This is a genomic window from Microbacterium sp. 2216-1 (assembly GCF_046507855.1).
In the GTDB taxonomy this organism is placed as follows: Bacteria; Actinomycetota; Actinomycetes; order Actinomycetales; family Microbacteriaceae; genus Microbacterium; species Microbacterium esteraromaticum_C.
On the sequence record NZ_JBKFTM010000004.1, the window covers coordinates 30178 to 55123 of the forward strand.

Here is a 24946-nt window from a genome sequence, read left to right on the forward strand (position 1 = left end):
GGCTCAGTCGGTGTACACGGTGCTCAGTCGGTGTAAACAGTGGGGATCGCGATCTCGGCGCCGACCTGGATCATGCCGGAGCGCAGGTTGTTCAACCGCTTGATGTCTTCGATGACCACGCGCGGGTCGGCACCCGGCGCGACCTCGTCCGCGATCGACCACAGCGTGTCACCGGGCATCACGGCGACCGTTTCGAACGTCACCGGCTCTGCCAGGTCACCGGAGGCGAGTGCGGAACCGCCGGCGAGAGCCGACAGGATGACGCCGACGACAACCGGGAGCGCAGCCAGCATGACGACCACTCGGCGGCCGCGAGCGGTGATCCGCAGGCGCGTCGCCGAAACCGGGGCCATCGGCGCCTGGATATCGATCGTGCTCATGGGTGGCTCCTCTCCTGTGACACTGCACCCGGCCCGCCAGTCAGCGAGGACATGGTGCAGCTTTCGCATCCGGCACCCGGCCGGGGATGCCGGATGCGAAGCTACGTACCGAAGTTATCTTCGATATCGAACATCTGTCAAGACTTTTTCGAAAACGTCTACGAGGAAGGCGCGACACGCTCGAACAGATCTTCCGTTTCGGGCCGTTTCTCGGATACCGTTTCGATGTGGACAGCCCACCACGGGCCACCGACATTCGAATCGGACGCCCGCGACGCCGCGGAATCCGCACCGGCAGGAACCATGAAGGAGCACCGATGAGCGACAACACCGCCCCCGCAGCCGAGGCTCCGCGCACGCGTCGTCGCAAGAACTTGAGCCCCAAGCAGATGGCGATCCTCGAGGTCATTCAGGATTCGATCGCACGGCACGGTTACCCGCCGAGCATGCGCGAGATCGGTGACGCCGTGGGCCTCAAGTCGCTCTCCAGCGTCACGCATCAGCTCGGCCAGCTCGAGCTCAGCGGCTACCTGCGCCGCGACCCGGGCAAGACCCGCGCGATGGAGGTGCTCATCGACCTGCCGGGCGCGAGCACCGAGAACCCTGCCGACACCGCGCCCGCAGTCGGCGATGCGGCGCTCGTTCCGCTGGTCGGGCAGATCGCCGCCGGAGTGCCGATCACCGCTGATCAGCAGGTCGAGGAGATCTTCCCGCTGCCCCGTCAGCTGGTCGGCAAGGGCGAGCTGTTCATGCTCAAGGTCAACGGCGAGTCGATGATCGACGCCGCGATCTGCGACGGCGACTGGGTGGTCGTGCGCACCCAGAGCTCGGCCGAGAACGGCGAGATCGTGGCTGCCATGATCGACGGCGAGGCGACCGTCAAGACGTTCCGTCAGCGTGACGGACACACCTGGCTGCTGCCCCGCAACTCTGCCTTCGAACCGATCCTCGGCGATGACGCGGTCGTGCTGGGCAAGGTCGTCGCGGTGCTGCGCACGGTCTGAGCCCGCTTCCGAGCGAGCGGCCTCCGACCACGGCGGGTCGGACGGCACCCGGGACTAGGCTCGAGCGCATGACCTCGTCTTTCGGTTCGTGGCCGTCTCCGTTCACCGCTGCTCAGATCGCGCAGGCTGCGCCCCGGATCGACGGCGCTCTCTTCGTCGGCGACGAGATCTGGTGGGGTGAGTCGGTGCCCTCCGAGGGCGGCCGGATCACGGTGCGCAGCTCGACCGGCGCCGAGATCCTGCCCGCGCCGTGGAACGCCCGCTCCCGCGTGCACGAGTACGGTGGCGGTTCGTGGACCGCCGACGACGAGGGAACGCTGTTCTTCGTGGACGGCTCTGACCAGCGGGTGTATCGGATGCCCTCGTCCGGCGATCCCGAGCCGCTCACGGCGCCCGGCGCCGCGTACGGCGGTCTGCGCGCTCAGCAGGGGCGCCTCTTGGCTGTGCGCGAGGACCTGCGCCCGCAGCCGCACCGGCGCGCGATCGTCGAGATTCCGGTGGACGGCTCGGCGGCGGCTGATGACGACGCCGTACGCGTGGTCGTGTCGACTACTGGCTTCGTAGCGCACCCGGCACTGTCGCCGAACGGCTCCCGCATCGCGTGGGTGCAGTGGAGCACAGAGCACATGCCCTGGGAGCTCGCACTGCTGCACGTGGCGCCGGTGAACGTGGCGCCGGTGCACGGCGATGCGATGATGTCGGTGTCGACCCGCGCGGCACTGCAGCCGGAGTGGGTGAGCGATGACGAGCTGCTCTACCTCGATGACCCGTCCGGACGCTGGAACCTGCAGCGCGTGCGGGTCGATGAGACCGCGGCTGCTCCCACGCCGGTGGCGCCCGCCGACGCTGACACCGGCGGCGGACTGTGGGTGCTCGGCAACCGGTGGTACCGCCCGCTCGACAACGGACGCATCGTCGCGGTGCGCACCAACGGCGACGATCGGATCGTCCAGATCGGCACGGACGGCAACGCCACGCAGCTGGACGTGCCCATCACGGCCGGCGCGAGCATCGATGACGTGCGCGGCTCACGGGTGCTCGTCTCAGGAGCGGGCGCAACGGTCGGCGCCGGACTGTGGTGCCTCGATCTGGACCGCGGCACGGTGACGACGGTCACCGGTGGCGCCGACGCCGACCTCGACTGGGTTCCCCAGGCGCGGCCGGTCACCTTCGACGGCCCGCACGGGCCGGTCCACGCGTTCGATTACCCGCCGACCAACCCTGACGCCCGCGCGCCGCACGGCGAACTGCCGCCGTACATCGTGATGGTGCACGGCGGACCCACCGCACATGTCTCGGGGGCAGCATCCACCGCCTACGCGTACTGGACCAGCCGCGGAGTCGGTGTGCTCGACGTCAACTACGGCGGATCGACCGGGTACGGTCGCGCCTACCGCGAGCGTCTTGACGGTGCCTGGGGCGTCGTCGACGTCGACGACGTGATCGCCGCGGCGCGAGGCCTGGCCGACGCCGGTCTCGCCGATCCCGCGCGGATCGCGATCCGCGGCGGGTCCGCGGGTGGTTGGACGGTGCTGAGCGCACTCGTGCGCGGTGGCACCTTCGGCGCCGGAATCTCACGGTACGGCGTCGCCGACCTGCGGATGCTGGCCGCTGAGACCCATGACTTCGAAGCGCGCTATCTCGATGGCCTGGTCGGTCCCCTGCCGGAGGCGGAGTCGGTCTACATCGAGCGCTCTCCGCTCACGCACGCCGACCGGATCGACGTTCCTGTGCTGCTGGAGCAGGGCAGCGAGGACCGCGTGGTTCCGCCGTCGCAGTCCGAGGCGATCCGCGATGCCCTTGCCGCGCGCGGTGTTCCGCACGAGTATGTGCTGTTCGAGGGCGAGGGTCACGGTTTCCGTGCGGCCGAGACGATCATCGCCTCGCTGGAGACCGAACTTCGCTTTCTCGGACGCGCCTTCGACTTCGAGCCGCGACTGGGCGCCTGAGCGACCAGCACGCCTGACCTTCCGGATCGATCGGAGGGGCGGGTCTACTCGCCCAGACGATTGCGCGTGCGCATGGCGCGCTCGGCCTCGCGCTTGTCCTGCCGCTCACGCAGCACCTGGCGCTTGTCGAACTCGCGCTTGCCCTTCGCCAGGGCGATCTCGACCTTGGCGCGGCCGTCCGAGAAGTACAGGCGCAGCGGGACGAGGGTGTACCCGCCCGCCGAGACGGCGTGCTCGAGCTTGTGAATCTCTTCGCGGTGCAGCAGCAGCTTGCGGATGCGCTTGGCCGAGTGGTTCGTCCAGTGCCCCTGCGAGTACTCGGGGATGTGCACGGCGTCGAGGAACGCCTCGCCGCCCTTGACATAGGCGTAACCGTCACTGAGGTTCGCGCGCCCCTGGCGCAGCGACTTGACCTCGGTGCCGGTGAGCACCAGGCCCGCTTCGTACGACTTCTCGATGTTGTAGTCGTGACGTGCGCGACGGTTGGTCGCAACGACCTTCTCACCGCGTTCCCTGGGCATCTTCTTCTCCTGACGACAGACAGCCCACAAGTATATGCCGATGCCGCGATACTACGCGCGCAACCACCGGCGGATCGCGAATCCGGCCGACAGCGCCGCGAGCACGATCCCGATACCGATCAGCACCGGCACGACGAACGCCGCCTCGGACATGCCCACCAGCGGACGCATGAACGGCACGCGTTCGGCAAGGTACCCCTCAACACCGAAATGCACACCGGCGAGCACAGCGGCACTGGCCAGCACCGAACCGAGGAACGCGGCGAAGACGCCCTCCAGTACGAACGGCAACTGGATGGATCGGTTCGAGGCACCCACCAAACGCATGATCGCGATCTCTTTGCGACGGGCGTAGGCCGACAGCCTGATGGTCGTTCCGATCAGGAGCACGGCTGCGATCAGCATGAGCGCCGCGACACCGACGGCGATGTAGGTGGCCACCGTCAAGGCCGAGAAGAGCGGATCGAGCAGCTTGCGTTGATCCTGCACCTCGTCGACGCCGGCCACACCTGAGAACGCCTCGCTGATCACATCGGAGCGTTGCGGGTCTTCGAGCGTGATGCGGAACACCTCACCCATGTTCTCGACACCGAACGCGCCGGCCTGCTCTTCACCGAAGCGCTCCACCCACAGATCGAACGTCGCCTGCTTGTCTTCGAAGACCACCTCGCTGATCAGCGGTGCCAGGGCATCGCCCTGCAGGTCCTGCTCGATGCGCTCCACCTGTTCGGTCGTCGCCGCCCCATCGACGCAGTTCGCCGACGTCGACAACGGGGAGCACATGTACACCGTGACCTCGGCCTGCTCGCCCCAGTAGGCGCGCATCGTGCTGATCTGTGCCTGCATCAGGATCGCGGCGCCCACGAACGTCAGCGAGACGAAAGTGACAAGCACCACCGAGATGACCATCGAGATGTTGCGGCGCAGCCCCGCGAGGGCCTCGCCGACGATGAGGGAGAATCTCATGAGGTCGGCCCCACTTCCTCGTCGTCGTCCGAGAGGCCCAGGCGGTCTGCCATCCCGAGCTCTGCGACGTCGACCTCGGGAATGATGATCGGGTTCGTACGCGGGCCCACCTGTGTGGCGCTCTCCTGCGGCAGAGACGGCTCCTGCGGTCGGGAAGGCTCCTGCGACGGGGCCGGCTGCAGTGCCACGGCCGCGGGGGAGTCCGGCTTCGTGGCGTCTGCCGTGCGGGGCGCTTCGTCTGCGGCATCCACCGGCGCTGCTGCGGTCAGCGACTCGCGCTGCACCTCCTGCATGGCGCTGAGTGCCGCGGCGGCGGCGGCGCCCGGCACAGCGCCGGGCAGTAGCCGCGGGATGCCCGAGGTGTCGCCGTACCCACCGCCGACCTCATCGCGTACCAGGTCTCCGCCATGCAACTCGATCACGCGGCGTTGCATCTGGTCGACGAAAGCGGCCTCGTGCGTCGCCATCAACACCGTCGTGCCGCCCGCGTTGATGCGGGTCAGCAGCTGCATGATTCCGACCGAGGTCGCGGGGTCGAGGTTTCCGGTCGGCTCATCGGCGAGCAGAATCTTGGGGCGGTTCACGATCGCACGCGCGATCGCCACGCGCTGCTGCTCACCGCCGGAGAGCTCGTGCGGCATGCGCTTGGCCTTGCCGTCGAGCCCCACCAGGGCGAGAGCCTCGGGCACCGCCTGCTGGATGAACCCGCGCGATGAACCGATCACCTGCAACGAGAAAGCGACGTTCTGCGCCACCGTCTTGGACGGCAGCAGGCGGAAGTCCTGAAAGACCGAGCCGATCTGGCGACGAAAGTAGGGCACCTTACGATTGGCGAGCGAGCGCAGATCGCGCCCGAGCACGGCGACGCGCCCCGTGGTGGGCACGTCCTCGCGCAGGATCAGTCGCAGGCACGTCGACTTACCCGAGCCCGAGGCTCCGACGAGGAAGACGAACTCGCCCGCCTCGATGTTGAAGTCGACATCGGAGAGCGCGGGGCGTTTGGTGCCGCGATAGCGCTTGGTGACGTTCTCGAACCGAATCATGGCCCTTCGAGCCTAGGCGCGCCCGGCGCCGGTACGCCCAGCGACACTCCCCCGACCCCGGTCGGACACGAAGTGGGGCTCATGCGCGCACCGCACGACTGATATACACATAAGGGCGCATTTCGACGCCATGAGGGGAACACCGGTCACGACCGGGACGATGTGAGGAGGGCGCGATGAGCACGCCTGCAGGGTGGTACGACGACGGATCCGGACGCCAGCGCTGGTGGGACGGCCAGCAGTGGACCGAGCACTTCGCCCCGGAGGGGCAGCAGCCCGAGGCCGAGCAGCCCGAGCCCCAGCCGTCCTCCGAGGCGGATGCAAACGCTTTCGACCCGGATGCCACCGTGCTCCGCGAGGAGATCCCCGCCGCGTCACAGGACGACCAGCCCACCCAGGTCTACCCGCCCTCGGATGTGACCGCGGGCGCGTACGCACCTCCGGCCGCACCCGGCTACGCAGACGTCAACGCGACCGCGGCGTACCCCGGCGCCTATCAGGCACCGGCTGCCGGTCCGGCATACGGTGCCTACACACCGGCCGACCCCGCGGGCCCCAAGAAGACGCCCGTGCTCGGCTTCGTCGGTTTCGGCCTCGCGATCGTCGGCACGATCCTGGCGTGCATCCCCGTGACGTTCATCTTCGGTGCCTTCGTGCTGTTCGCCGCGTTCGTCGTCTCGCTGATCGCGGTGTTCCTGAAGAACACCAAGAAGTGGCCGTCGATCACCGGTCTGGCGCTGTCGATCGTGGGCGGGATCGTCGGCACGATCATCTTCACCGTCGCAGTGCTGTTCGCCGTGGGCGAGGCTGTCGATTCGTTGCCTTCGAGCGCACCGACCTCTGACTCGGGCTCGTCCGTTCCGGATGAGACCGATGAGCCGGACGACTCCGCTACAACCGGCGGCGAGGGCCGCCCGTCGACCGCCGAGGTAACCGCCGGTTTCGTGGAGATCATCGAGGCGATGGGTCTCACCTCAGACGACCTCACCGATGAGCAGATCACCTGCTACGCCGAGTACTTCATCGCTTCCGACATCCCCGACGAGACCCTGTGGGTCATCGCCTCGGGTGAGGACGCACTCGCGGACATGGACGCACTTGGTGAGTTCTCCGAGAAGCTCGCCGAGGGAACACCTTCCTGCCTGATCCCCTGATCGCGCACTGACGAAGAGGGCCGCCGGATGATTCCGGCGGCCCTCTTTTTGTTCTCGTGGGTCTTGTTCCCGTGAGCGATCGGCTCGGGATCAGTCCTCTTCTTTGCGCTTGCGCCAGCGGATGCCCGCCGAGATGAAGTCGTCCAGGTCGCCGTCGAACACGTTGGCCGGGTTGCCCGACTCGTGTCCGGTGCGCAGGTCCTTGACGAGCTGCTGCCCGTACAGGAAGTACGAGCGCATCTGGTCGCCCCAGCTGGCGGTGATGTTTCCGGCCAGCTCTTTCTTCTTCGCCGCCTCTTCTTCCTTCTGCAGCAGCAGCAGGCGGGTCTGCAGCACCCGCATGGCGGCGGCGCGGTTCTGGATCTGCGACTTCTCGTTCTGCATCGACACGACGATGCCGGTCGGGAGGTGCGTGATGCGCACGGCGGAGTCGGTGGTGTTGACCGACTGACCACCGGGGCCCGACGAGCGGAACACATCGACGCGGATGTCGTTCTCGGGGATCTCGACCTCGGTGGCCTCTTCCATCAGGGGGATGACCTCGACGGCGGCGAACGACGTCTGGCGCTTGTCGGCCGAGCCGAACGGGCTGATGCGCGCGAGGCGGTGCGTGCCGGCCTCGACCGAGAGCGTTCCGAACGCGTAGGGCGCGGTGATCTCGAACGTGGCCGACTTGATGCCGGCCCCCTCCGCGTAAGAGGTGTCCATCACCTTGACGGGGTAGCCGTGGTGCTCGGCCCAGCGCAGGTACATGCGCATGAGCATCTCGGCGAAGTCGGTGGCGTCATCGCCGCCCGCGCCGGAGCGGATGGTGATGATGGCGTTGCGCTCGTCGAACTCGCCGTCGAGCAGCGTCTGCACCTCGAGCTGGTTGATGGTCTCGGTCAGCGCGGCGAGCTCGGCGCGCGCCTCGGCGGCCGAGTCGTCGTCCTGCATCTCGTTGGCGAGGTCGACGAGCACTTCGAGGTCTTCGAGGCGCTGCTCGACCTCGGTGACGCGCTTGAGGTCGGCTTGTTTGTGGCTGAGGGCGCTGGTGACTTTCTGCGCCTTCTCAGGGTCGTCCCAGAGGTCGGGCGCCCCTGCTTCGTCGCTGAGTCGCGCGATGTCCTCGCGCAGGGCGTTGACGTCGACGACCTCGCGGATGTCGCCGAAAGTCTGTCGCAGGGCCTGGATGTCGGCGGAGAGATCGAGTTCGAACATGGCAGTTCAGCCTACCGCGCTACCGTGATGGTGTGAGCGACAGTGCGGCGAGTGTCCTGAAGCGGTTCGGACCGATGGTCTACGCCCCCACGGTGCTGTTCGCGCTCGGTGAGGGCGCGGTGATCCCGCTGATCCCCGTGATCGCCACCCGACTGGGCGCGGATGTGTCGATGGCCGCGCTCGTGGCATCCGCTCTCGTGATCGGTCAGCTCTTCGGCAATCTGCCCGCCGGGGCGCTGGTGGCGCGGATCGGCGAGCGGCTCACGATGGTCTTCGCGGGAATCGCGTCGCTGCTCGCCGGCGTCGGCATGCTGCTCTCGCCCACCCTGGCGTTGTTCGCCGCGGCAGTGTTCCTGCTGGGTTTCTGCGCGGCCGCGTTCGGGCTGGCCCGGCACGCGTTCATGACCACGCGCGTTCCGCCGCGGTTCCGTGCCAGGGCGCTGTCTCTGCTGGGCGGGAGCTTCCGGTTCGGGGTCTTCGTCGGCCCGTTCCTGGCTGCGGGCCTCATCCAGCTGACCGGCACCGAGTCGTCGAGCATCTGGGTGCTGCTGGCCTGCGCCGGGGTGATCGTGCCGCTGGTGCTGTTCGGTCCCGACCCCGAGAAGAGCAGCCCGGCACTACTGAAGCCCACCGGCGCGGCGGTGGCCGAGGACTCCGGTGAGGTGGTGACCGGGTCGATCCCCACGCTCGATCAGCGCGGTGTGCTGCACACCATGTGGGCGTACCGTGCGGTGCTGGCCCGGCTGGGGTCGTCGGCGGCGGCGCTGTCGGCGGTGCGTTCGGCCCGCCAGGTGATCTTGCCGCTGTGGGGTGTCTCGTTGGGGCTGGATGCCACCACCATCGCCCTGGTGGTGGGTGTGGCGGGTGCGATCGACTTCGCGCTGTTCTACGCGAGCGGGCAGGTGATGGACCGCTTCGGACGCATCTGGGCGGCGATGCCGGCGATGCTGATGATGGGCGCCGGTTTCATCGTGCTGTCGGTCACGCATGATCTCGATGAAGCGACGATGTGGTTCGCGTTGATGGCGGCGGTGCTCGGGGTGGGCAACGGGCTCTCCAGTGGCATCCTGCTGACCTTCGGCGCCGACCTCGCCCCCGAGCGTGAGCCGGCGGCGTTCCTGGGGTCGTGGCGGACGCTGACGGATGCCGGTGGCGCGGCAGCCCCGCTGATCGTCGCCGGTGTCGTTGCGGCGGCGTCGCTGCCGGTGGCGACCGGGGTGATGGGCGGCGTCGCGCTGCTGGGCGCGGCCGGCTTCATCCGGTGGACGCCCCGCTACCTGCCGCGGCACCCCGCGTAGGGCGGGTCAGCGCAGCGCCGTGCGGCTGGTGCCGGTCGCTTCGAGCGCCACACCGCCCGGCACGAACGGTGACAGCAACGGCGGATGCCAGGTGACCGCGACCGTGACGCGAGCCGAGACGCCGTCGGGCGTGCCCGCCGAGACCAGGTGCGCGCCCTGGTCGAGCGCCGCGACGACAGCATCCGCCTGCTCGTAGACACCCGCATCGGTCAGCTCGGCACGCACGCCGCCACCATCGACCTGCAACACGAAGCCGTCGGCTCCGGCGAGCGCGGCCGCGTCGGCGAGGGAGTCGAGGCGCTTCTGGGCGATGTACAGGTCGGTGGCGCATACGCAGGTGAGCACGACGGCGATCGCCAGCAGCAGGTAACCAAGGATCAGCGGCAGGATGCTGCCGGTGTCGTCGGCGGCGAGCGCGCGCACGCGGACGCTCGCATAGGTGCGGGCCGTCATTCGCTCCCCCACAGGCGTGAGATCTTCTGCGCCGATTGCGCCTCGACGGGGATCGCGGTGATCTGGTCGAGGCCGAACAACGGTGGCATGAACGGCAACGAGACCTGTGTGCGCACGGTGACGATCACGGTCGCACCCGCCGCAGGACACTGCGCGCCCGCCGGGCGGCAGGTGAGGCCGACCTCGACGGTGTCCGGGTCCATGCCGTACTCGCGGATCACGCCGGCGAGAACGGCGTCGCCCGAGGCAGCCGCCGATTCGGCATCCGGTGCCTGTCCGATCACGCGCGCGGTGTGCCGGGCGGCGGCCTCGGCGCCGAGCGTCTGTTCCTGCACGGCTCCGAGGGTGAGCACCAGGTACACCAGCGGCACAAGCAGCAGTACCCCCGCGACGATGAACTCCAACGCCGCAGAACCCGCGTCGTCCACCAGTGGGCGCGTCGTTTGTTCCGCCTCAGTCTTCGCCGAACGTCTCTGCGGGGGCACGCGCTTCCACCTCCAGACCGTAGGGAACACCGATCAGCCCGAGCACGGGAAGAGTGGTGCGCACGCGCACCACGACGCTCGGATGCCCGAGGCTGTCGTCCGCGCCGATGGTGATGTCGTCGGCATAGGCCGCGCCAACGGCCCGGGTGATCACGGCCTGCGTCCGGGCGACTCCGTCGGCGGGTCCGGTGTCGGCGAGGGCGGCATAGTGGGCGCCCTCAACCGCGGCGTCGTGCACGACGTTGCGCACGTACACGGCGAGCGCGATCTGCAGCACCGCCAGGGTGAGCGCGGTCAGCAACGCCCCGACGAGCACGAACTCGACGGGACTCGATCCCCGCTCGTCGGCGAGGTGCTGCCGCACCCGCACGTCAGATGCCGGAGACGCGCGAGATCGCCTGTTCGAACAGGTTCACCAGCGCCGGCCCCGCAACGGCCCAGATGACGACGACCAGCGCCGCGGTCATCAAGGTCACCAGTACCCAGCCGGGCACATCGCCGCGCTCGTCCTTGGCCAGTGCGCGCGCGGCTTTGCGCCACGTGGTGATCGTCGACATGTGAACTCCTCGTGTGTCGTGGGTTAGGGATTGGAAGGGCGCTAGGGCGGGTCAGCCGAGGCCGAGCCTGAGGATGAACAATCCCGGATAGACCGCGAACAGCACCGACAGGGGAAGGATCAAGAAGACCAGCGGCAGCAGCATCAGGATCTCCTTCTGCCCGGCCTGCTCGATCAGCGACCGCTTGGCCTCGTCACGGGCATCCGCCGCCTGAGAATGCAGTACCGCGGCCAACGGCGCGCCGTGCTCAAGCGCGGCGACGATCTGATCGACGGCGCGCGTGAGCCCGGGCAACTGCAGACGCGTCGCAGTCTCGCCGAGGGCGTCGGCCAACGGCGACCCGGTGTGCACGGCAAGGACCGTCTTCTTGAGCTCGGTTGTCAGTTCACCGGTGCCGATGTCAGAGACGCGACGCAGGGCGTCGAGCAGCGACTCTCCCGCCGACAGACACAGGGCCAGGAACTCCAGCGTCGTCGGCAGCTCATCGGCGAGGCGCGCGCGCCGCGCCTTCGCCCGCCCCGTCAGCTGCATGTCGTACGCCACGGCGGCACCGGCCGCGGCGAACACCGGTAGCAGGGCGGCGATGGGCGTCATCCTGCCGGTGAGCGCGATGACCACGACCAGCAGGGCTCCCCCCACGAGTCCGACGATCCCCCAGGCGAGCTGCCGTCCGCGGAACGCCGCCGGTGTCTGCGTGCTCCCCGCCTGCGCGAGTCGCAGCGCGAGGGCATCCCCACCGCCCAGCACCCCTTCGAACCGGGCCTTGAGTCGCGTCCACAGGCGCTTGCCGTGCACCGGCATCGTGCCGACCATCGGCACGACTCCGCCCGGCAGCATCTCGTCGGGCACGACGTCGCGCACGTACGGGGCGATGCGCCTCTCGAGCGGCAGCGCGCCCCACCGGGGCAGCGCCGAGAGCATACCGAGCACCCCGAAGGCGAATGCCCCGCCCAGCAGCACCGCCACGGCGGCATCGGTGATCGCGCTCATCCGAACCACCGCTCGGGCTCGGGCAGCCTGCCGATGCGCAGCATGATGCGGTACGCGACGACCGAGATCGCGGCGCCCGCGACGATCACGAGCACACCGGTCGCGCTCGCGTAGGCCTCACGTCCTTCCGGGCGCATTGCCAACAGTCCGAGGATGACCCACGGTGCGACGGAGCCGAGCACTGCGGCTCCCCGGATCCATGATTGCCGGGCCTCGACCTCACCGCGCAGCGCGGCGTCCGCGCGCACCGACGCCGACAGCGCCCGCAGGACACCGGTCAGTTCCGTGCCGCCCACCTGCCGCGCCATGCGCAGCGTCTCGACGATGCGGTCGGCGATCGGGTCGGCGAGTGTGTCTTTCAGTCGGTCGAGGCTGGTCTCGAAGCGCCCCGTCGCCCGCAGATCCCGAGCGAACACCGCGAACGCGGGGCGCACAGCCGGCGGTGCCGACTCGGCCAGGCTCGCCACCGCATCCGGAAGCGACAATCCGACCCGAATCGCGGCGACCAGCAGATCGCACACGTCTGGCCACATCTGCCGACGCGCCGTGCGCAGGCGCAGTCGACGCCCGCGCAGGAACAGCACGGGCCCCGCCGCGGCGGCGAGCGCCGCCAGGGCGGCGAGGATCGGCAGCGTGGTGATCAACCAGACCAGACATGCGGCGATCAGCGCCAAGGAGATCATTGTCACGATGAGGGTGCGCGTCGCGATGCGCGCGTATCCCGATTCGTCGAGCAGGCGACGCAGTCGGCCGCGTCGCATCGGCTTCGGCTGGCGGGTGCGCTGCGGCCAGAGCCAGGGCGAGGCACACAGCAGCAGTCCCGCGCCGAGTAGCGCGCCGATCAGCAGGGTCATCCGTCGTGCTCCGCGGAGTACACCGGCCGCGCAACGATCCGTCCGTCGTCGACCTCACCGGTCGGGGCGATGATCTGCGCCACCCGACGTGAGCCATCGGCATCCCGATGACAGTGCACCACGTACGAGATCGACGATGCCAGCGCAGGCGCGATGAATCCCCGGTCGATGTTGCGGCCCGCCAGCAACGGCAACAACGCCAGCTTCTCCAGCGCCTCGGCCGCAGAGTTCGCATGCACCGTCCCGGCGCCGGGAACTCCCGTATTCAGGGCGAGAACCAGGTCGAGCGCCTCGGCGTCGCGCACCTCTCCGACGACGATCCGGTCGGGCCGCATCCGCAGCGCTTCCTTCACCAAACGCCGCAGGGTGATCTCGCCCGTACCCTCCAGGCTCGCTTGACGCCCCTGCAAGGCGACCACGTCGGGCCCATCGACCGCGAGTTCGAAGGTCTCCTCAACCGTGATGATGCGCTGCCGCTCGGCAACCGATGCCAGCAGCGCCCCCAGCAGGGTGGTCTTACCGGCATGTGTGGCGCCCGAGACGATCACGCTGCGCCCATCGAGCATCGCGCGATGCAGCAGCTCGGCGATCCGCGGCGGCATCGTACCCTGCGCCACCAGCGAATCAAGCGTGCGGTGCTGCGGCAGGAACTTGCGGATGTTCAGGGCGATCGAACCGCGTACGACATCGGCGATGGCCACGTGCAGCCGTGAGCCGTCGGGTAGCGACGCGTCCACGAAGGGCTGGCTGACATCCACGCGGCGGCCGGTCGACTGCAGCATCCGCTCGACCAGTTCGCGCACCATGGCATCCGACAGCGCCAGGTCGATGCGCTCGGTGCTACCGCCGCGGGCCACGAACACCCGGTCGGGGCCGTTCAACCAGATCTCTTCGACCGTGTCGTCATCGAGCAGCGGCTGCAGAACTCCGAACCCCGATACCGACGCGAGCACGTCGCGCACGAGCGCCGCCTCGTCGTCGATCATCACCCCGCCGCGCTGCAGCGCCTGATCGTTGTGGCGCCGCACCTCGGTCTGCGCGATGCGCCTGGCTTCATCGGGCTGCGCCGACGGGTCAGTCTGCTCCAGGCGCAGGCGGCGCCGCACCCTCTCGGCGACGATCACAGACGGATGACTCACGCAGGCATCCTGACAGAACCCGCGATCCGGGCGCAGAAGTTATCCACAGCCGCGGAGCTGCCGGCACGATTTCCAGCGGATAGACGGAAACGAGCACCGCTCCCGCCAGTAGACTTGTGCCTGCGCGGGAGTGGTGGAATTGGTAGACACGCAGGATTTAGGTTCCTGTGCTTTCGAGTGTGTGGGTTCAAGTCCCACCTTCCGCACCGGTGCCGACGCGCGGATCACCGGGCCGTGACGGGCCCGATCCGCCGTCCGGTGCACCGCTGACATCCGACGACGGGAACCCTCTTGCTCCACTCCGCACTGACGGCTCCGGCGAGCATCCTCCCCGACTGGCTCGATCCCGCCGTCATCATCGAAGCAGCCGGCCCCTGGGCGCTGCTCGTCGTGTGCTTCATCGTCTTCGCCGAGACCGGCCTGCTGGTGGGCTTCCTGCTGCCCGGCGACACGCTGCTGATCATCTCGGGTCTGCTGACGCACACCAACGACATCTTCGGTATGAACATCTGGCCGGTGTCGCTGCTGATCGCCCTGTCGGCGTTCGTCGGCGGCGAGGTCGGGTACTTCATCGGGCACAAGGGCGGACCCGCCGTGTTCGAGCGCAAGGAATCGGGTCTGTTCAGCCGCACGAACGTCGACCGCACCAACGCCTTCTTCGAGCGTTTCGGCGGCATCACGATCATCCTGGCCCGCTTCGTGCCGATCGTGCGCACGTTCGCCCCTGTCGCCGCCGGCGTCGGACACATGCCCTGGAAGCGGTACTCGCTGTACAACCTGATCGGCGCTCTGCTGTGGGGCTTCGGGCTGACGATGTTCGGCTACCTCATCGCGTACATCCCCTGGGTGTCGGAGTTCGTCGTGGAGTACATCGACCTGATCCTGCTCGTCGCCGTGGGCGGCACGATCATCGTCACCGGCTGGCACTACCTCGTCGAGCGGCACCGTGCGAAGAAGGCCGCCGCGGCCGACGCATCGGTGGACGACCCGAGCTGACTCAGCCGGCGTCCTTGGCCTGCGGCGCAGCCGCCTCCGCCGCTGCTGTGCGCTCAGCCTTCGTGCGTTCGACGCTCGCGCGCAGCGCCTCCATCAGGTCGATGACTTCGCCGCCGCCTGCCTCGCCCGTCTCGCCGAACGTCTCGGTCACCTCGAAGCCCTCGCCCGCCTCGATCTTCGCGTCGATCAGCGTGCGCAGCTCGTTCTGGTACTCGTCGACGAACTGCTCGGGTGCGAAATCGGCCGAGTAGCTGTCGACCAGCGCCGCCGACAGCTCGAGTTCCTTATCGCTGATCGTGACGTCCTCCTCCAGCGCGGGAAACGCCGCCTCGCGCACCTCATCGGCCCACAGCAGTGTCTGTAGCACGAGCACGTCGCCGCGCACCCGCAACGCCGCCAGACGGGTCTTCTGCCGTAGCGTGAAGCGCACGATCGCGGTGCGATCGGTCTTCTGCAGCGTCTGGCGCAGCAGCACGTACGCCTTCGGCGAGTTCGAATCGGGTTCGAGGTAGTACGGCCGGTCGAGCAGCAGCAGATCCACCTGATCGCTGGGCACGAACTCGACCACGTCGATCTCACGGTTGCGTTCGGCGGGCAGCGCCGCCAGATCGTCCTTTGTGAGCACGACGGTCTGCCCCTCGTCGACGTAGGCCCGGTCGATGTTGGCGTACGCGACCGTCTGACCGCAGACTTCGCACACGCGGTGGTAGCGGATGCGCCCGCCGTCCTCGTCGTGCACCTGGTGCAGCGAGACATCGTGATCCTCGATCGCCGAGTACACCTTCACGGGCACGTTCACGAGCCCGAAGGTCAGTGAGCCCTTCCAGATGCTCCTCATGGCACCAGTACACACCAGGGCCACGCAGGCGGCTACCCTTTCTGCATGGCGGGCACCGGGCAGGTCGTGCAGATCGACGGCCGCCGCCTGCGTGTGACGAACCTCGACAAGATCGTCTATCCCGCCACCGGCACGACCAAGGGCGAAGTGCTCGCGTACGCCACTCGGATCGCCCCGGTGCTGCTGCCGCATCTGCGGGGACGTCCGGTGACCCGCAAGCGCTGGGTGGGTGGTGTGGGCACAGCGGATGCCCCCGAGCCGAGCTTCTTCACGAAACAGCTCGAACCCGGTGCGCCGGACTGGGTGCGGCACCTGCCGATCGAGCACTCCGACGGCCCGAAGCAGTATCCCCTCGCCGACGATGTCGCCACCCTCGCCTGGTTCGCCCAGGTCGCCGCGCTCGAACTGCACGTGCCGCAGTGGCGGTTCTCGCCGTCCGGGCAGCGGGCGAACCCCGATCGGCTGGTGCTCGACCTCGATCCGGGGCCGGGCGCCGGACTTGCCGAGTGCGCTGAGGTGGCGCGCCTTGCCCGCGACGTCCTGGTCGGGATGGGGTTGGCGCCGATCCCGGTGACCAGTGGCAGCAAGGGCATCCACCTCTACGCATCGCTGCCGGCGGCCGCCGATGGAGCCGGTCTGCAGAGCAGCGCCGAGGTCTCGGCCGTCGCGAAGGAACTCGCCCGACTGATCGAGGCCGACCACCCCGATCTCGCCACGCACGTGATGGCGAAGTCGGCGCGACCCGGTCGGGTGTTCATCGACTGGAGCCAGAACAACGCCGCCAAGACGACCATCTCGCCATACTCCCTGCGCGGGCGCGCGCACCCCTGGGTCGCCGCACCCCGTGAGTGGCACGAGCTCGACGACCCGCATCTGCGGCAGCTGGAGTTCACCGAGGTGCTCGAACGGGTCGACGCCGGGCTCGACCCATTGGCCGCCCTGGCCCCCGCCCCGGCTGCGCTGGCCGCCTATCTCGCCAAACGCGACGCGGCCCGCACCCCCGAGCCCATGCCGACCACAGCCGGGGCCTCCCCCGCCGGTACGACACGGTTCGTGGTGCAGGAGCACCACGCTCGGCGCGTGCACCACGACCTGCGCATCGAGCGCGACGGCGTGCTGGTCAGTTGGGCGGTGCCGAAGGGCATCCCCACGTCGGGCACCGAGAACCACCTCGCGGTGATGACCGAGCCGCATCCGCTGCAGTACCTCGACTTCGAGGGTGAGATCCCCCGCGGCGAGTACGGCGCCGGGTCGATGACGGTGTGGGACACCGGCACCGTGACCATTGAGAAGTGGCGCGATGACGAGGTGATCGGCACGTTCACGGGGCAGACCGGCGGCCGGCTCGGAACCGCACGGCTCGCCCTGATCCGCACCACCGGCGAGGGCGAGAAGTCGCAGTGGCTGCTGCACCGGATGGCGCCCGCCTCATCCGCCGCACCACACCGACTGGCGCCGGCAGAAGCGCCCGCCGCACCGGCTCCGATGCTCTGCGAGCCCGGCACGCCAGGTCTGGCGCGCGCCTTCCGCACGCCCGCCTGGGCAGAAGTCAAGTGGGACGGCATCCGCGCCATCGGCACATGGCAGACCTCGGATGCCGGTGGCCGTTTCACCCTGCGGGCCCGCAGCGGCACCGACATCACGTCGCGCTACCCGGAGCTCACCGCCGACGGGGCGCCCGACTTGCCGGCATCCGACGCCGTCGTCGACGGCGAGATCGTCGCCTTCGACGCGCAGGGACGCCCGAGCTTCGCGCGCTTGCAGGACCGGATGCACCTCACCCGACCCCGCGAGATCGAACGCGAGGTCGTGCGCACGCCGGTGATCTACGTGCTGTTCGACCTGCTGCGCCTGGACGGACACGATCTCACCGGTCTGCCGCTGCGGCAGCGGCGCGAACTGCTCGAACGCCTCGCGTCGGATCTCGACGCGCCCGTGCAGGTACCGCCGGTGTTCGACGACCTCGACGTGGCTCTGGCACTCAGCCGCGAGTACGGCCTGGAGGGCATCGTCATCAAGGACCCCGCGTCTCCCTACCGCGCCGGCACCCGCTCAGCGTCGTGGCTGAAGATCAAGAACACGCAGACACAAGAGGTGGTGATCGTCGGCATCCGCACGGGTCAGGGAAACCGCGCGGGTGGCATCGGCTCGCTGCTGCTCGCCGTGCCCGACGAGGCCGGCCGGCTGCGGTACGTCGGCCGCGTGGGCACCGGCTTCACCGATCGGATGCTGCGCGACCTCGACCAGCGCCTGCAGCTGCTGCGCATCGAGCATCCGCCACTCGAGGGCGTTCCGGACGCCGACCGCCGCGACGCACTGTGGGTGCGACCGACGCTGGTCGGCGAGGTGGAGTTCGCGAACTGGTCGCCCGCCGGGGTGCTGCGCCACTCGCGCTGGCGGGGCCTGCGTCCCGATAAGACAGCGGATGACGTGCGGCGCGAGAGCTGAACCGATCAGCCGGCGCGTTCAGGCGTGCGTCGCCTCGCACTCGTCGTGCCCGGCGGGTTCGAGCTGGAACGTCGAGTGCTCGACGTCGAAATGATCGGCCAGGCACGACTGCAGCTCCTGCAGCAACTGCGCCGAGCGCCCTTGCGCGAGCACCGCAGGGTCGACCGCGACGTGCGCGGTGAACACCGGTGCGCCACGCGTCAGCTGCCACACGTGCACGTCGTGCACGTCGACGACCCCGTCATACACCTTCAGGTGCGTGCGGATCTCGCTCACCGCCATGCCCTTGGGCGCCGACTCGGCGAGCACCGAGAACACCTCGCGCAGCAACGAGATCGCGCGCGGCAGGATCATCGCCGCAATCAGCAACGAGGCGATCGCGTCAGCCGGCATCCACCCCGTCGTCACGATCACCACGGCGGCGATGATCACGAACGCCGAGCCGATCAGGTCACCCATGACCTCCAGGTATGCGCCCCGCACGTTGATGCTGGTCTTCTGCGCCGCGCTCAGCAGCCACATCGACACGGCGTTGGCGAGCATGCCGATGACGGCGACGATCAGCATCAGCGGTCCGGCGACCTCGGCGTCACCCGGGTCGATCAGCCGCCCGACGCCCTGTACTGCGACGACCACCATCAGCACGATCAGGATGATGGCGTTGATCAGCGCGCCGAAGACCTCGGCCCGCTGGTAGCCGAAGGTGCGGCGGTCGTCGGCCGGGCGCGCCGCGACGATGCTGGCGATCAGCGCGATCACCAGCGCGGACGAGTCGGTGAACATGTGCGCCGCATCGGCCAGCAGCGCCAGGGACCCCGACAGGATCGCGCCGATCACCTGCACCACCATGATCGTGGCGGTCAGTGCGAGCGAGATGGCAAGCAGGCGGCGGTTTCCGGCGCCGCGGATGCCGCCGGGGGCAGGTGCGTGATCGTGCATGCCTCCAGGCTAGGCCGGGCGCATGCCCGCGGATGCCGGTTTCGCGCAGTCGGGAACGGTAACGATTCTCATCGGCATCGCGGGCTCCGTCGCGCAGTGCGTGTTCAGGTCGTGCCCGCCCGCGCATGGCACGATGGGAGGGACGCACCTGCGTCGCGAGACGAGAGGACGACGCAGATGATCACGAGTGCGCTTGTGGCGCGCAGCGCCGCCGATGCCCAGTACGAGGGCTTCATCGGCTGGGTGCTCTCGCTGATGCAGTCGCTCGGTGAGGTCGGCGTCGGCGTCGCCGTGCTGATCGAGACGTTCGTTCCGCCGGTGCCCTCCGAGGCGATCCTGCCCGGGGCCGGTTTTCTCGCCTACGCGGGGCTGATGAGCTTCTGGGGTGCATGGATCGCCGCCACCGCCGGCGCGCTCGTCGGAGCATGGATCTGGTACGCGCTGGGCGCCGCGCTCGGACGCGACCGCACGCGCCGGCTGGTCGGCCGCATCCCGCTGATGGACACCGACGACTTCGACAAGGCCGAAGTGTTCTTCCAGCGCTGGGGCGGCGTCGCCGTGTTCGTCGGGCGGTGCGTACCGCTGGTGCGCTCGTTCGTCTCGATCCCCGCGGGCATCGAGCGGATGCCGCTGTGGAAGTTCACCACGTACACGTTCCTGGGCTCGGCGATCTGGAACGGCATCTGGATCGGCCTCGGCTTCGCGTTCGGACCCGCCATCGACCCCGTGCTCGAACGATGGAGCGGCGTGCTGTCGAAGGCCGTGCTCGTCGTGATCGCCCTGCTGATGATCTGGTTCGTCGTCGCGCGACTGCTGCGGCTGCGCCGCCGCCGGATCAGCGAGGCGAACGGCACCGGCCCCGCCGAGCTCGGCTAGAGGTTCTCCAGCAGCGGCACCAGCGCGGCGAACGCCCGCGCACGGTGCGACTGTGCCTGCTTCTCGTCGGCTGAGAACTCCGCGACCGTGCGCTCGGATGCCGGATCCTGACCGGCCGGGATGAAGATCGGGTCGTAGCCGAAGCCACCCTCCCCCGCCGCAGCATGCGCGAGCCTGCCCGCCCAGATGCCCTCGACCACGTGCTCAGCGCCGTCGGCGGTCACGAGCGCGATCGTCGAGCGGAACTGCGCCGCGCGGTGCGGATCGGCGATGTCTCGCAGCTGGTCCAGCAGCAGGTCGAGGTTCGCGACGGCATCCTTCTTCTGCCCCGCCCAGTAGGCCGAGAAGACCCCGGGTGACCCGCCGAGCACGTCCACACAGATGCCCGAGTCGTCGGCGACAGCGGCAAGACCCGTGTGCGCCGCCGCGGCGCGCGCCTTGATCAGAGCGTTCTCGGCGAACGTCACGCCGTCCTCGACCGGCTCGGGCCCGTCGTAGCCGACGACCTCGAGATCGGGCCGGGTGAGAGCGACGATCTGCTGCAGCTCGGCGATCTTGTGCGGGTTGTGGGTAGCGAGAACGACCCGCATCACTCGGCCGCCAGTGCGGTCAGCTGGTGCTGCCTGAGCTCGGCGCAGCCGTTCAGCCCGAGTTCGGTGAGGGCATCGAGCTCACGCTTGTCGAACGGCGCACCCTCGGCGGTGCCCTGCACCTCGACGAACAGCCCGCGGCCGGTGACGACGACGTTCATGTCGGTCTCTGCGCGCACGTCCTCGACATAGGCCAGATCGAGCATCGGCTCGCCGTCGATGATGCCCACCGAGACGGCCGCGACCGAATCCAGCAGCGGCGTGGCGTTCTTGCCGATGAACTTCTTCTCGCGGCCCCATTCGATCGCATCCGCCAGTGCCACGTACGCACCGGTGATCGCCGCCGTACGGGTGCCGCCGTCTGCCTGCAGCACGTCGCAGTCGATGACGATGGTGTTCTCGCCCAGGGCCTTGGTGTCGACCACGGCGCGCAGTGCGCGCCCGATCAGCCGAGAGATCTCGTGCGTGCGTCCGCCGATGCGTCCCTTGACGCTCTCGCGGTCGTTGCGCGAGTTGGTGGCGCGCGGCAGCATCGCGTACTCGGCCGTGACCCAGCCCTTGCCCTTGCCCGTCAGCCACCGGGGCACGCCGTTGGTGAACGATGCGGTGCACAGCACCTTCGTGCCCCCGAAGCTGATCAGCGCGGATCCCTCGGCGTGCGCCGCCCAGCCGCGTTCGATGGTGATCTCACGGAGCTGATCGGTGCTGCGGCCGTCTGCGCGGACGATGTCGGTCATGGTGTCCTCTCGAAAGGGTTCAGTGCCGGGCGGCATCTGTGAAATCGGTGCCGTCAGGGCCGGCGAGCTCGGGCAGCACGATGACGCCGGTCTGCACCAGCTGCACATCGCGTACCTCACGGCCCATCAGCCGGTTGGCGAGCGTGGCGAAGTCATCGGCCGATTGACCGGTCGCCTCGTAGGTGTAGGTCGGCACGGCGTCAGGCGACGCCAGCAGGTCGCCGCGCACGAGCTGCCGGTACACGTCGGCGGCGGTCTCATCATCGCTGGAGACGAGCGAGACGCCGTCGCCCATCACGTAGCTGATGGCACCACGCAGAAACGGGTAGTGCGTGCACCCGAGCACGAGCGTGTCGACGTCGGCCTGCCGCAGCGGTGCCAGGTAGTCCTCGGCTGTGGCGAGCACCTCGGGCGACCCGGTGATGCCGGCCTCGACGAACTCGACGAATCGCGGGCAGGCGGCGGTGAAGACCTCGAGCCGCTCATTGACCTCGAGCATGTCCTGGTAGGCGCGCGAGCCGATCGTGCCGATCGTGCCGATCACGCCGACACGCCCGTTGCGCGTGGTCGAGACGGCACGGCGCACGGCAGGACCGATGACTTCGACGACGGGCACGTCATAGCGCTCACGGGCGTCGCGCAGCACGGCCGCCGATGCGGTGTTGCACGCGATCACGAGCATCTTGACGCCCTGATCGACGAGCGTGTCGAGCACCTCGAGGCTGTACCGGCGCACATCGGCGATCGGCTTGGGGCCGTACGGCGAATGCGCGGTGTCACCGATGTAGACGATCGATTCGCGCGGCAGCTGAGCGCGGATGGCCCTGGCGACCGTGAGCCCGCCGACTCCGGAGTCGAAGATGCCGATGGGCGCGTCGTTCATGATCATCCAGCCTAGTCGGGCCGTCCACCCGCCCGCGTCGCTGCCAGCGCCTGGCGCAGATTGCCCCCGGCCGCGTCGAGCGCGGCGCGGGCCGTGGCAGCATCCGCTCCGGTCTCGACGATCGCGATGGCGAGCTTCACCGATCCCCCCGCGTCGCTGAGTGCCGATGCCGCCTGCTCGGGCGAGCACGCCGTGGCGTGCATGACGGTGCGCTCGGCGCGTACGCGCAGCTTCTCGTTGGTCGACTGCACATCGACCATCAGGTTTCCGTAGACCTTGCCCGACTGCACCATCGCCAACGTCGAGAGCGTGTTCAGCACGAGCTTCTGCGCCGTACCGGCCTTGAGCCGGGTGGAGCCTGCGACGACCTCGGGACCCACGACGACCTCGATGGCGACATCGACGCCCTGCGAGATCTCGGCGTCACGGTTGCACGCCAGGCTCACGGTGAAAGCACCCCGCTCGCGCGCGGTCAGCAGGGCGGCAGAGACATAGGGGGTGCGCCCCGAGGCCGAGATCCCGACGAGCGCGTCGTCGGGGCCGAGCTCGGCCACCGCGAGCGCGCCGGCGTCACGGTCGTCCTCGGCGTTCTCGACGGCGTTGCGCAGCGCATGCTCGCCACCAGCGATCAGTCCCGTCACCAGCGACGGATCGGTGCCGAACGTGGGCGGGATCTCACTGGCATCCAGCACCCCCATGCGTCCGGCCGTGCCGGCGCCGATGTAGACGAGGCGTCCGCCGCGTCGCAGTCGCTCGACGATGCCATCCACGGCATGGGCGATGCTCTCACGCTCGGCGGCGACGGCCTGCGCCGCGACGATGCCCTGCTCGGCCATCAGGGCGACCTGGTCGCCGGTCGCGAGCACATCGAGCTCGGCGAAGGCGGGGTCGACGCCCTCGGTCGCGAGTGTTCCCAGGGTGGCGCGCAGCTGTTCACGATCTGACATGTGAGTGTTCTCCGGTCGGCGGGTGCCCGGCGGCGGTCGCCGTCGGAGGGTCGGAGCCCGCTGATCAGTATTGCCGATGCGCGCCCTCGATACACTGGGCCGATGAGCTCCGCGTTCCTCACCGACCGGTACGAACTGACCATGCTCGCCGCGTCGCTGCGCGACGGAACGGCGCAACGCCCCAGCGTCTTCGAGCTGTTCTCGCGCCGCCTGTCGGGCGGACGCCGTTTCGGCGTCGTCGCAGGCGTGGGCCGGCTGCTCACGCTGCTGCGCGATTTCCACTTCGGTGAGGACGAGCTGCGGTACCTGCGTGACAACGATGTGGTGGATGCTGCCGCCCTGCGCTACCTGGAGGATTACCGCTTCACCGGCACGATCCGCGGATACCGCGACGGTGAGCTGTACTTCCCCGGTTCGCCGATCCTCACCGTCGAGGGCAGTTTCGCCGACGCCGTGGTGCTTGAAACGCTCGCGCTGAGCGTGCTGAACCACGACTCGGCGGTCGCGACGGCCGCCTCACGCATGAGCATCGCCGCGGGCGAGCGCCCACTGGCCGAGATGGGTTCCCGTCGGGCCGCCGAGCAGTCGGCCGTCGCCGCAGCACGGGCCGCCTACATCGCCGGCTTCGCGGCCACGAGCAACCTCGAGGCGGGCCGCCGCTGGGGCATCCCGACGATGGGCACCGCCGCTCACTCGTGGACGCTGCTGCACGACTCCGAAGAGGCCGCGTTCCGCTCGCAGGTCGAGAGCCTGGGCGTGGAGACCACGCTGCTCATCGACACCTACGACATCCGCACCGGCGTCGAGACGGCGATCCGCGTCGCCGGAACCGGGCTGGGCGGCGTACGCCTCGACTCGGGCGACCTGCCGCTGGTGGCCGCCGCGGTACGCACTCAATTGGACGAACTGGGCGCGACCGAGACGGCGATCACCGTCACCAGCGATCTCGACGAGTACGCCATCGCCGCTCTCGCGGCGTCACCGGTGGACTTCTACGGCGTAGGCACCTCAGTGGTGACCGGATCCGGGTACCCGACCGCGGGGATGGTCTACAAGCTCGTCGCGCGTCAGGACCCGAGCGGGGCATGGGTCTCGGTCGCGAAGGCTTCGGCCGACAAGGGGTCCAAGGGCGGACGCAAGTCGGCGTTCCGTGCGCTGCAGAACGGCGTGGCCGTTTCCGAGACGATCTCGGTGGCCGACGGGTTCGAGCAGGTCGACAGTGCCGCTGAGCACCCGGATGCCCGTGCCCTGCAGGTCGTGCTCGTGGACGGCGGCGAGATCGACTCGGCGCACGAGGGCGCCGCGGGTACGGCAGCGGCTCGCGAACATCACCTGCGGGTGCGCGAGGAGCTGCCGGTGCGGGCGCTCGCGCTCAGCAAGTCCGATCCGGCGATCCCGACCGTGTTCGTCGACGCGGACTGAGCGCTCGGCTCAGCGGACCATCGACTCGTAGATCTCTTTGCAGGTCGGGCAGATCGGGAACTTCTCGGGGTCGCGCCCCGGGGTCCACTTCTTGCCGCACAGGGCGCGCACCGGCTTGCCGGTGATGGCCGATTCGAGGATCTTGTCCTTCTTCACGTAGTGCGAGAAGCGCTCATGGTCGCCGGGCTCGACGTTCTCCTCGCGGAGGAGTTCTTCGAGTTCGCGATCAAGTGTTGCCACGCCACCCTGATCGGGGCTGTCCAGCGGAGTACTCATG

At 69.0% G+C, this 24946-nt stretch carries 27 protein-coding genes and 1 tRNA gene; 9 read left to right on the forward strand and 19 right to left on the reverse strand.

The window, feature by feature from the left end; translation table 11 throughout:
* Positions 1-23 precede the first annotated feature (23 nt).
* Complete coding sequence (locus tag ACLD0U_RS12045) at positions 24-380, reverse strand: LysM peptidoglycan-binding domain-containing protein (RefSeq protein WP_410340756.1); 357 nt, start codon at positions 378-380, stop codon at positions 24-26.
* Between the two features lie 317 nt (positions 381-697).
* On the opposite strand from ACLD0U_RS12045, the gene lexA reads away from it, so the two are divergent.
* Both lexA and ACLD0U_RS12055 read left to right on the forward strand, forming a co-directional pair.
* Positions 698-1384, forward strand: coding sequence for a transcriptional repressor LexA (gene lexA, locus ACLD0U_RS12050; RefSeq protein WP_179410434.1), 687 nt, complete (start codon positions 698-700; stop codon positions 1382-1384).
* Between the two features lie 68 nt (positions 1385-1452).
* Positions 1453-3333 (forward strand): prolyl oligopeptidase family serine peptidase, encoded by a 1881-nt coding sequence (locus ACLD0U_RS12055; RefSeq protein ID WP_410340757.1) that lies wholly within the window; start codon positions 1453-1455, stop codon positions 3331-3333.
* Between the two features lie 44 nt (positions 3334-3377).
* On the opposite strand, the gene smpB is transcribed toward ACLD0U_RS12055, so the two are convergent.
* From smpB to ftsE, 3 genes are read right to left on the reverse strand one after another with little or no spacing between them, the layout of a single operon-like run.
* Positions 3378-3854, reverse strand: a complete 477-nt coding sequence (smpB, locus tag ACLD0U_RS12060) for an SsrA-binding protein SmpB (protein ID WP_179410432.1) — start codon at positions 3852-3854, stop codon at positions 3378-3380.
* Positions 3855-3905: 51 nt separating this feature from the next.
* Entirely contained in the window at positions 3906-4820 is a 915-nt protein-coding gene (gene ftsX, locus ACLD0U_RS12065; RefSeq protein WP_206822218.1) for a permease-like cell division protein FtsX, read from the reverse strand.
* On the reverse strand, positions 4817-5863 hold the full coding sequence (ftsE, locus tag ACLD0U_RS12070) for a cell division ATP-binding protein FtsE (RefSeq protein WP_410340758.1): 1047 nt from the start codon (positions 5861-5863) through the stop codon (positions 4817-4819). The genes ftsX and ftsE overlap by 4 nt, the downstream gene beginning before the upstream one ends.
* Positions 5864-6039: 176 nt before the next feature.
* Here ftsE and ACLD0U_RS12075 point away from each other — a divergent pair, with 176 nt between their 5' ends.
* Entirely contained in the window at positions 6040-7017 is a 978-nt protein-coding gene (locus ACLD0U_RS12075; RefSeq protein WP_206822214.1) for a DUF2510 domain-containing protein, read from the forward strand.
* A gap of 90 nt (positions 7018-7107) precedes the next feature.
* Here ACLD0U_RS12075 and prfB read toward each other — a convergent pair whose 3' ends face one another.
* A complete protein-coding gene (prfB, locus tag ACLD0U_RS12080) occupies positions 7108-8217 on the reverse strand; it encodes a peptide chain release factor 2 (protein ID WP_179410428.1) in 1110 nt (369 codons plus the stop codon).
* A gap of 74 nt (positions 8218-8291) precedes the next feature.
* On the opposite strand from prfB, the gene ACLD0U_RS12085 reads away from it, so the two are divergent.
* The gene (locus ACLD0U_RS12085; RefSeq protein ID WP_179411809.1) at positions 8292-9515 is read left to right on the forward strand and encodes an MFS transporter; all 1224 of its coding nucleotides are present in this window, start codon (positions 8292-8294) and stop codon (positions 9513-9515) included.
* 6 nt (positions 9516-9521) lie between these two features.
* Here ACLD0U_RS12085 and ACLD0U_RS12090 read toward each other — a convergent pair whose 3' ends face one another.
* Genes ACLD0U_RS12090 through ACLD0U_RS12120 form a run of 7 tightly spaced genes read right to left on the reverse strand, consistent with a single transcriptional unit; the run spans position 9522 to position 13993 of the window.
* Positions 9522-9968 (reverse strand): pilus assembly protein TadG-related protein, encoded by a 447-nt coding sequence (locus ACLD0U_RS12090; RefSeq protein ID WP_410340759.1) that lies wholly within the window; start codon positions 9966-9968, stop codon positions 9522-9524.
* Entirely contained in the window at positions 9965-10396 is a 432-nt protein-coding gene (locus ACLD0U_RS12095) for a TadE family protein (RefSeq protein ID WP_410340760.1), read from the reverse strand. Before ACLD0U_RS12095 ends, ACLD0U_RS12090 begins: the two co-directional genes overlap by 4 nt.
* A gap of 25 nt (positions 10397-10421) precedes the next feature.
* A complete protein-coding gene (locus ACLD0U_RS12100) occupies positions 10422-10817 on the reverse strand; it encodes a TadE/TadG family type IV pilus assembly protein (RefSeq protein ID WP_274367204.1) in 396 nt (131 codons plus the stop codon).
* Between the two features lie 7 nt (positions 10818-10824).
* The gene (locus ACLD0U_RS12105; protein WP_206551752.1) at positions 10825-11010 is read right to left on the reverse strand and encodes a hypothetical protein; all 186 of its coding nucleotides are present in this window, start codon (positions 11008-11010) and stop codon (positions 10825-10827) included.
* Between the two features lie 51 nt (positions 11011-11061).
* On the reverse strand, positions 11062-12000 hold the full coding sequence (locus ACLD0U_RS12110; protein WP_410340761.1) for a type II secretion system F family protein: 939 nt from the start codon (positions 11998-12000) through the stop codon (positions 11062-11064).
* Positions 11997-12854: a type II secretion system F family protein gene (locus ACLD0U_RS12115; RefSeq protein ID WP_410340762.1), complete on the reverse strand. Its 858-nt coding sequence runs from the start codon at positions 12852-12854 to the stop codon at positions 11997-11999. The genes ACLD0U_RS12110 and ACLD0U_RS12115 overlap by 4 nt, the downstream gene beginning before the upstream one ends.
* The gene (locus tag ACLD0U_RS12120; RefSeq protein ID WP_410340763.1) at positions 12851-13993 is read right to left on the reverse strand and encodes a CpaF family protein; all 1143 of its coding nucleotides are present in this window, start codon (positions 13991-13993) and stop codon (positions 12851-12853) included. The genes ACLD0U_RS12115 and ACLD0U_RS12120 overlap by 4 nt, the downstream gene beginning before the upstream one ends.
* Positions 13994-14117: 124 nt before the next feature.
* Here ACLD0U_RS12120 and ACLD0U_RS12125 point away from each other — a divergent pair.
* A tRNA-Leu gene (locus tag ACLD0U_RS12125) sits at positions 14118-14199 on the forward strand.
* Positions 14200-14284: 85 nt separating this feature from the next.
* The gene (locus ACLD0U_RS12130) at positions 14285-14989 is read left to right on the forward strand and encodes a DedA family protein (RefSeq protein ID WP_179410387.1); all 705 of its coding nucleotides are present in this window, start codon (positions 14285-14287) and stop codon (positions 14987-14989) included.
* A gap of 1 nt (position 14990) precedes the next feature.
* Here the strand turns inward: ACLD0U_RS12130 and ACLD0U_RS12135 are convergent, their stop codons facing one another.
* Positions 14991-15827, reverse strand: a complete 837-nt coding sequence (locus ACLD0U_RS12135; RefSeq protein WP_224818655.1) for a Ku protein — start codon at positions 15825-15827, stop codon at positions 14991-14993.
* Positions 15828-15872: 45 nt separating this feature from the next.
* On the opposite strand from ACLD0U_RS12135, the gene ACLD0U_RS12140 reads away from it, so the two are divergent.
* Positions 15873-18275, forward strand: coding sequence for an ATP-dependent DNA ligase (locus ACLD0U_RS12140; protein ID WP_410340764.1), 2403 nt, complete (start codon positions 15873-15875; stop codon positions 18273-18275).
* 18 nt (positions 18276-18293) lie between these two features.
* Here the strand turns inward: ACLD0U_RS12140 and ACLD0U_RS12145 are convergent, their stop codons facing one another.
* Positions 18294-19214 carry a cation diffusion facilitator family transporter gene (locus ACLD0U_RS12145; protein WP_179410384.1) on the reverse strand — a complete coding sequence of 307 codons (921 nt, stop codon included), beginning with the start codon at positions 19212-19214 and terminating at the stop codon, positions 18294-18296.
* Positions 19215-19391: 177 nt separating this feature from the next.
* Here ACLD0U_RS12145 and ACLD0U_RS12150 point away from each other — a divergent pair, with 177 nt between their 5' ends.
* A complete protein-coding gene (locus ACLD0U_RS12150) occupies positions 19392-20090 on the forward strand; it encodes a DedA family protein (RefSeq protein ID WP_206551745.1) in 699 nt (232 codons plus the stop codon).
* On the opposite strand, the gene rdgB is transcribed toward ACLD0U_RS12150, so the two are convergent.
* Genes rdgB through murQ form a run of 4 tightly spaced genes read right to left on the reverse strand, consistent with a single transcriptional unit; the run spans position 20087 to position 23247 of the window.
* The gene (rdgB, locus tag ACLD0U_RS12155; RefSeq protein ID WP_179410382.1) at positions 20087-20680 is read right to left on the reverse strand and encodes an RdgB/HAM1 family non-canonical purine NTP pyrophosphatase; all 594 of its coding nucleotides are present in this window, start codon (positions 20678-20680) and stop codon (positions 20087-20089) included. The genes ACLD0U_RS12150 and rdgB overlap by 4 nt on opposite strands.
* Positions 20680-21417, reverse strand: a complete 738-nt coding sequence (gene rph, locus ACLD0U_RS12160; RefSeq protein WP_224818652.1) for a ribonuclease PH — start codon at positions 21415-21417, stop codon at positions 20680-20682. The genes rdgB and rph overlap by 1 nt, the downstream gene beginning before the upstream one ends.
* Before the next feature lie 19 nt (positions 21418-21436).
* Positions 21437-22300, reverse strand: a complete 864-nt coding sequence (murI, locus tag ACLD0U_RS12165; protein ID WP_179410380.1) for a glutamate racemase — start codon at positions 22298-22300, stop codon at positions 21437-21439.
* 11 nt (positions 22301-22311) lie between these two features.
* On the reverse strand, positions 22312-23247 hold the full coding sequence (gene murQ / locus ACLD0U_RS12170; RefSeq protein ID WP_410340765.1) for an N-acetylmuramic acid 6-phosphate etherase: 936 nt from the start codon (positions 23245-23247) through the stop codon (positions 22312-22314).
* A 102-nt stretch (positions 23248-23349) separates the two neighbouring features.
* On the opposite strand from murQ, the gene ACLD0U_RS12175 reads away from it, so the two are divergent.
* Positions 23350-24669: a nicotinate phosphoribosyltransferase gene (locus ACLD0U_RS12175; RefSeq protein ID WP_206551742.1), complete on the forward strand. Its 1320-nt coding sequence runs from the start codon at positions 23350-23352 to the stop codon at positions 24667-24669.
* Positions 24670-24678: 9 nt separating this feature from the next.
* Here ACLD0U_RS12175 and ACLD0U_RS12180 read toward each other — a convergent pair whose 3' ends face one another.
* Positions 24679-24945, reverse strand: coding sequence for a DUF3039 domain-containing protein (locus ACLD0U_RS12180; protein ID WP_179410377.1), 267 nt, complete (start codon positions 24943-24945; stop codon positions 24679-24681).
* Position 24946 lies beyond the last annotated feature (1 nt).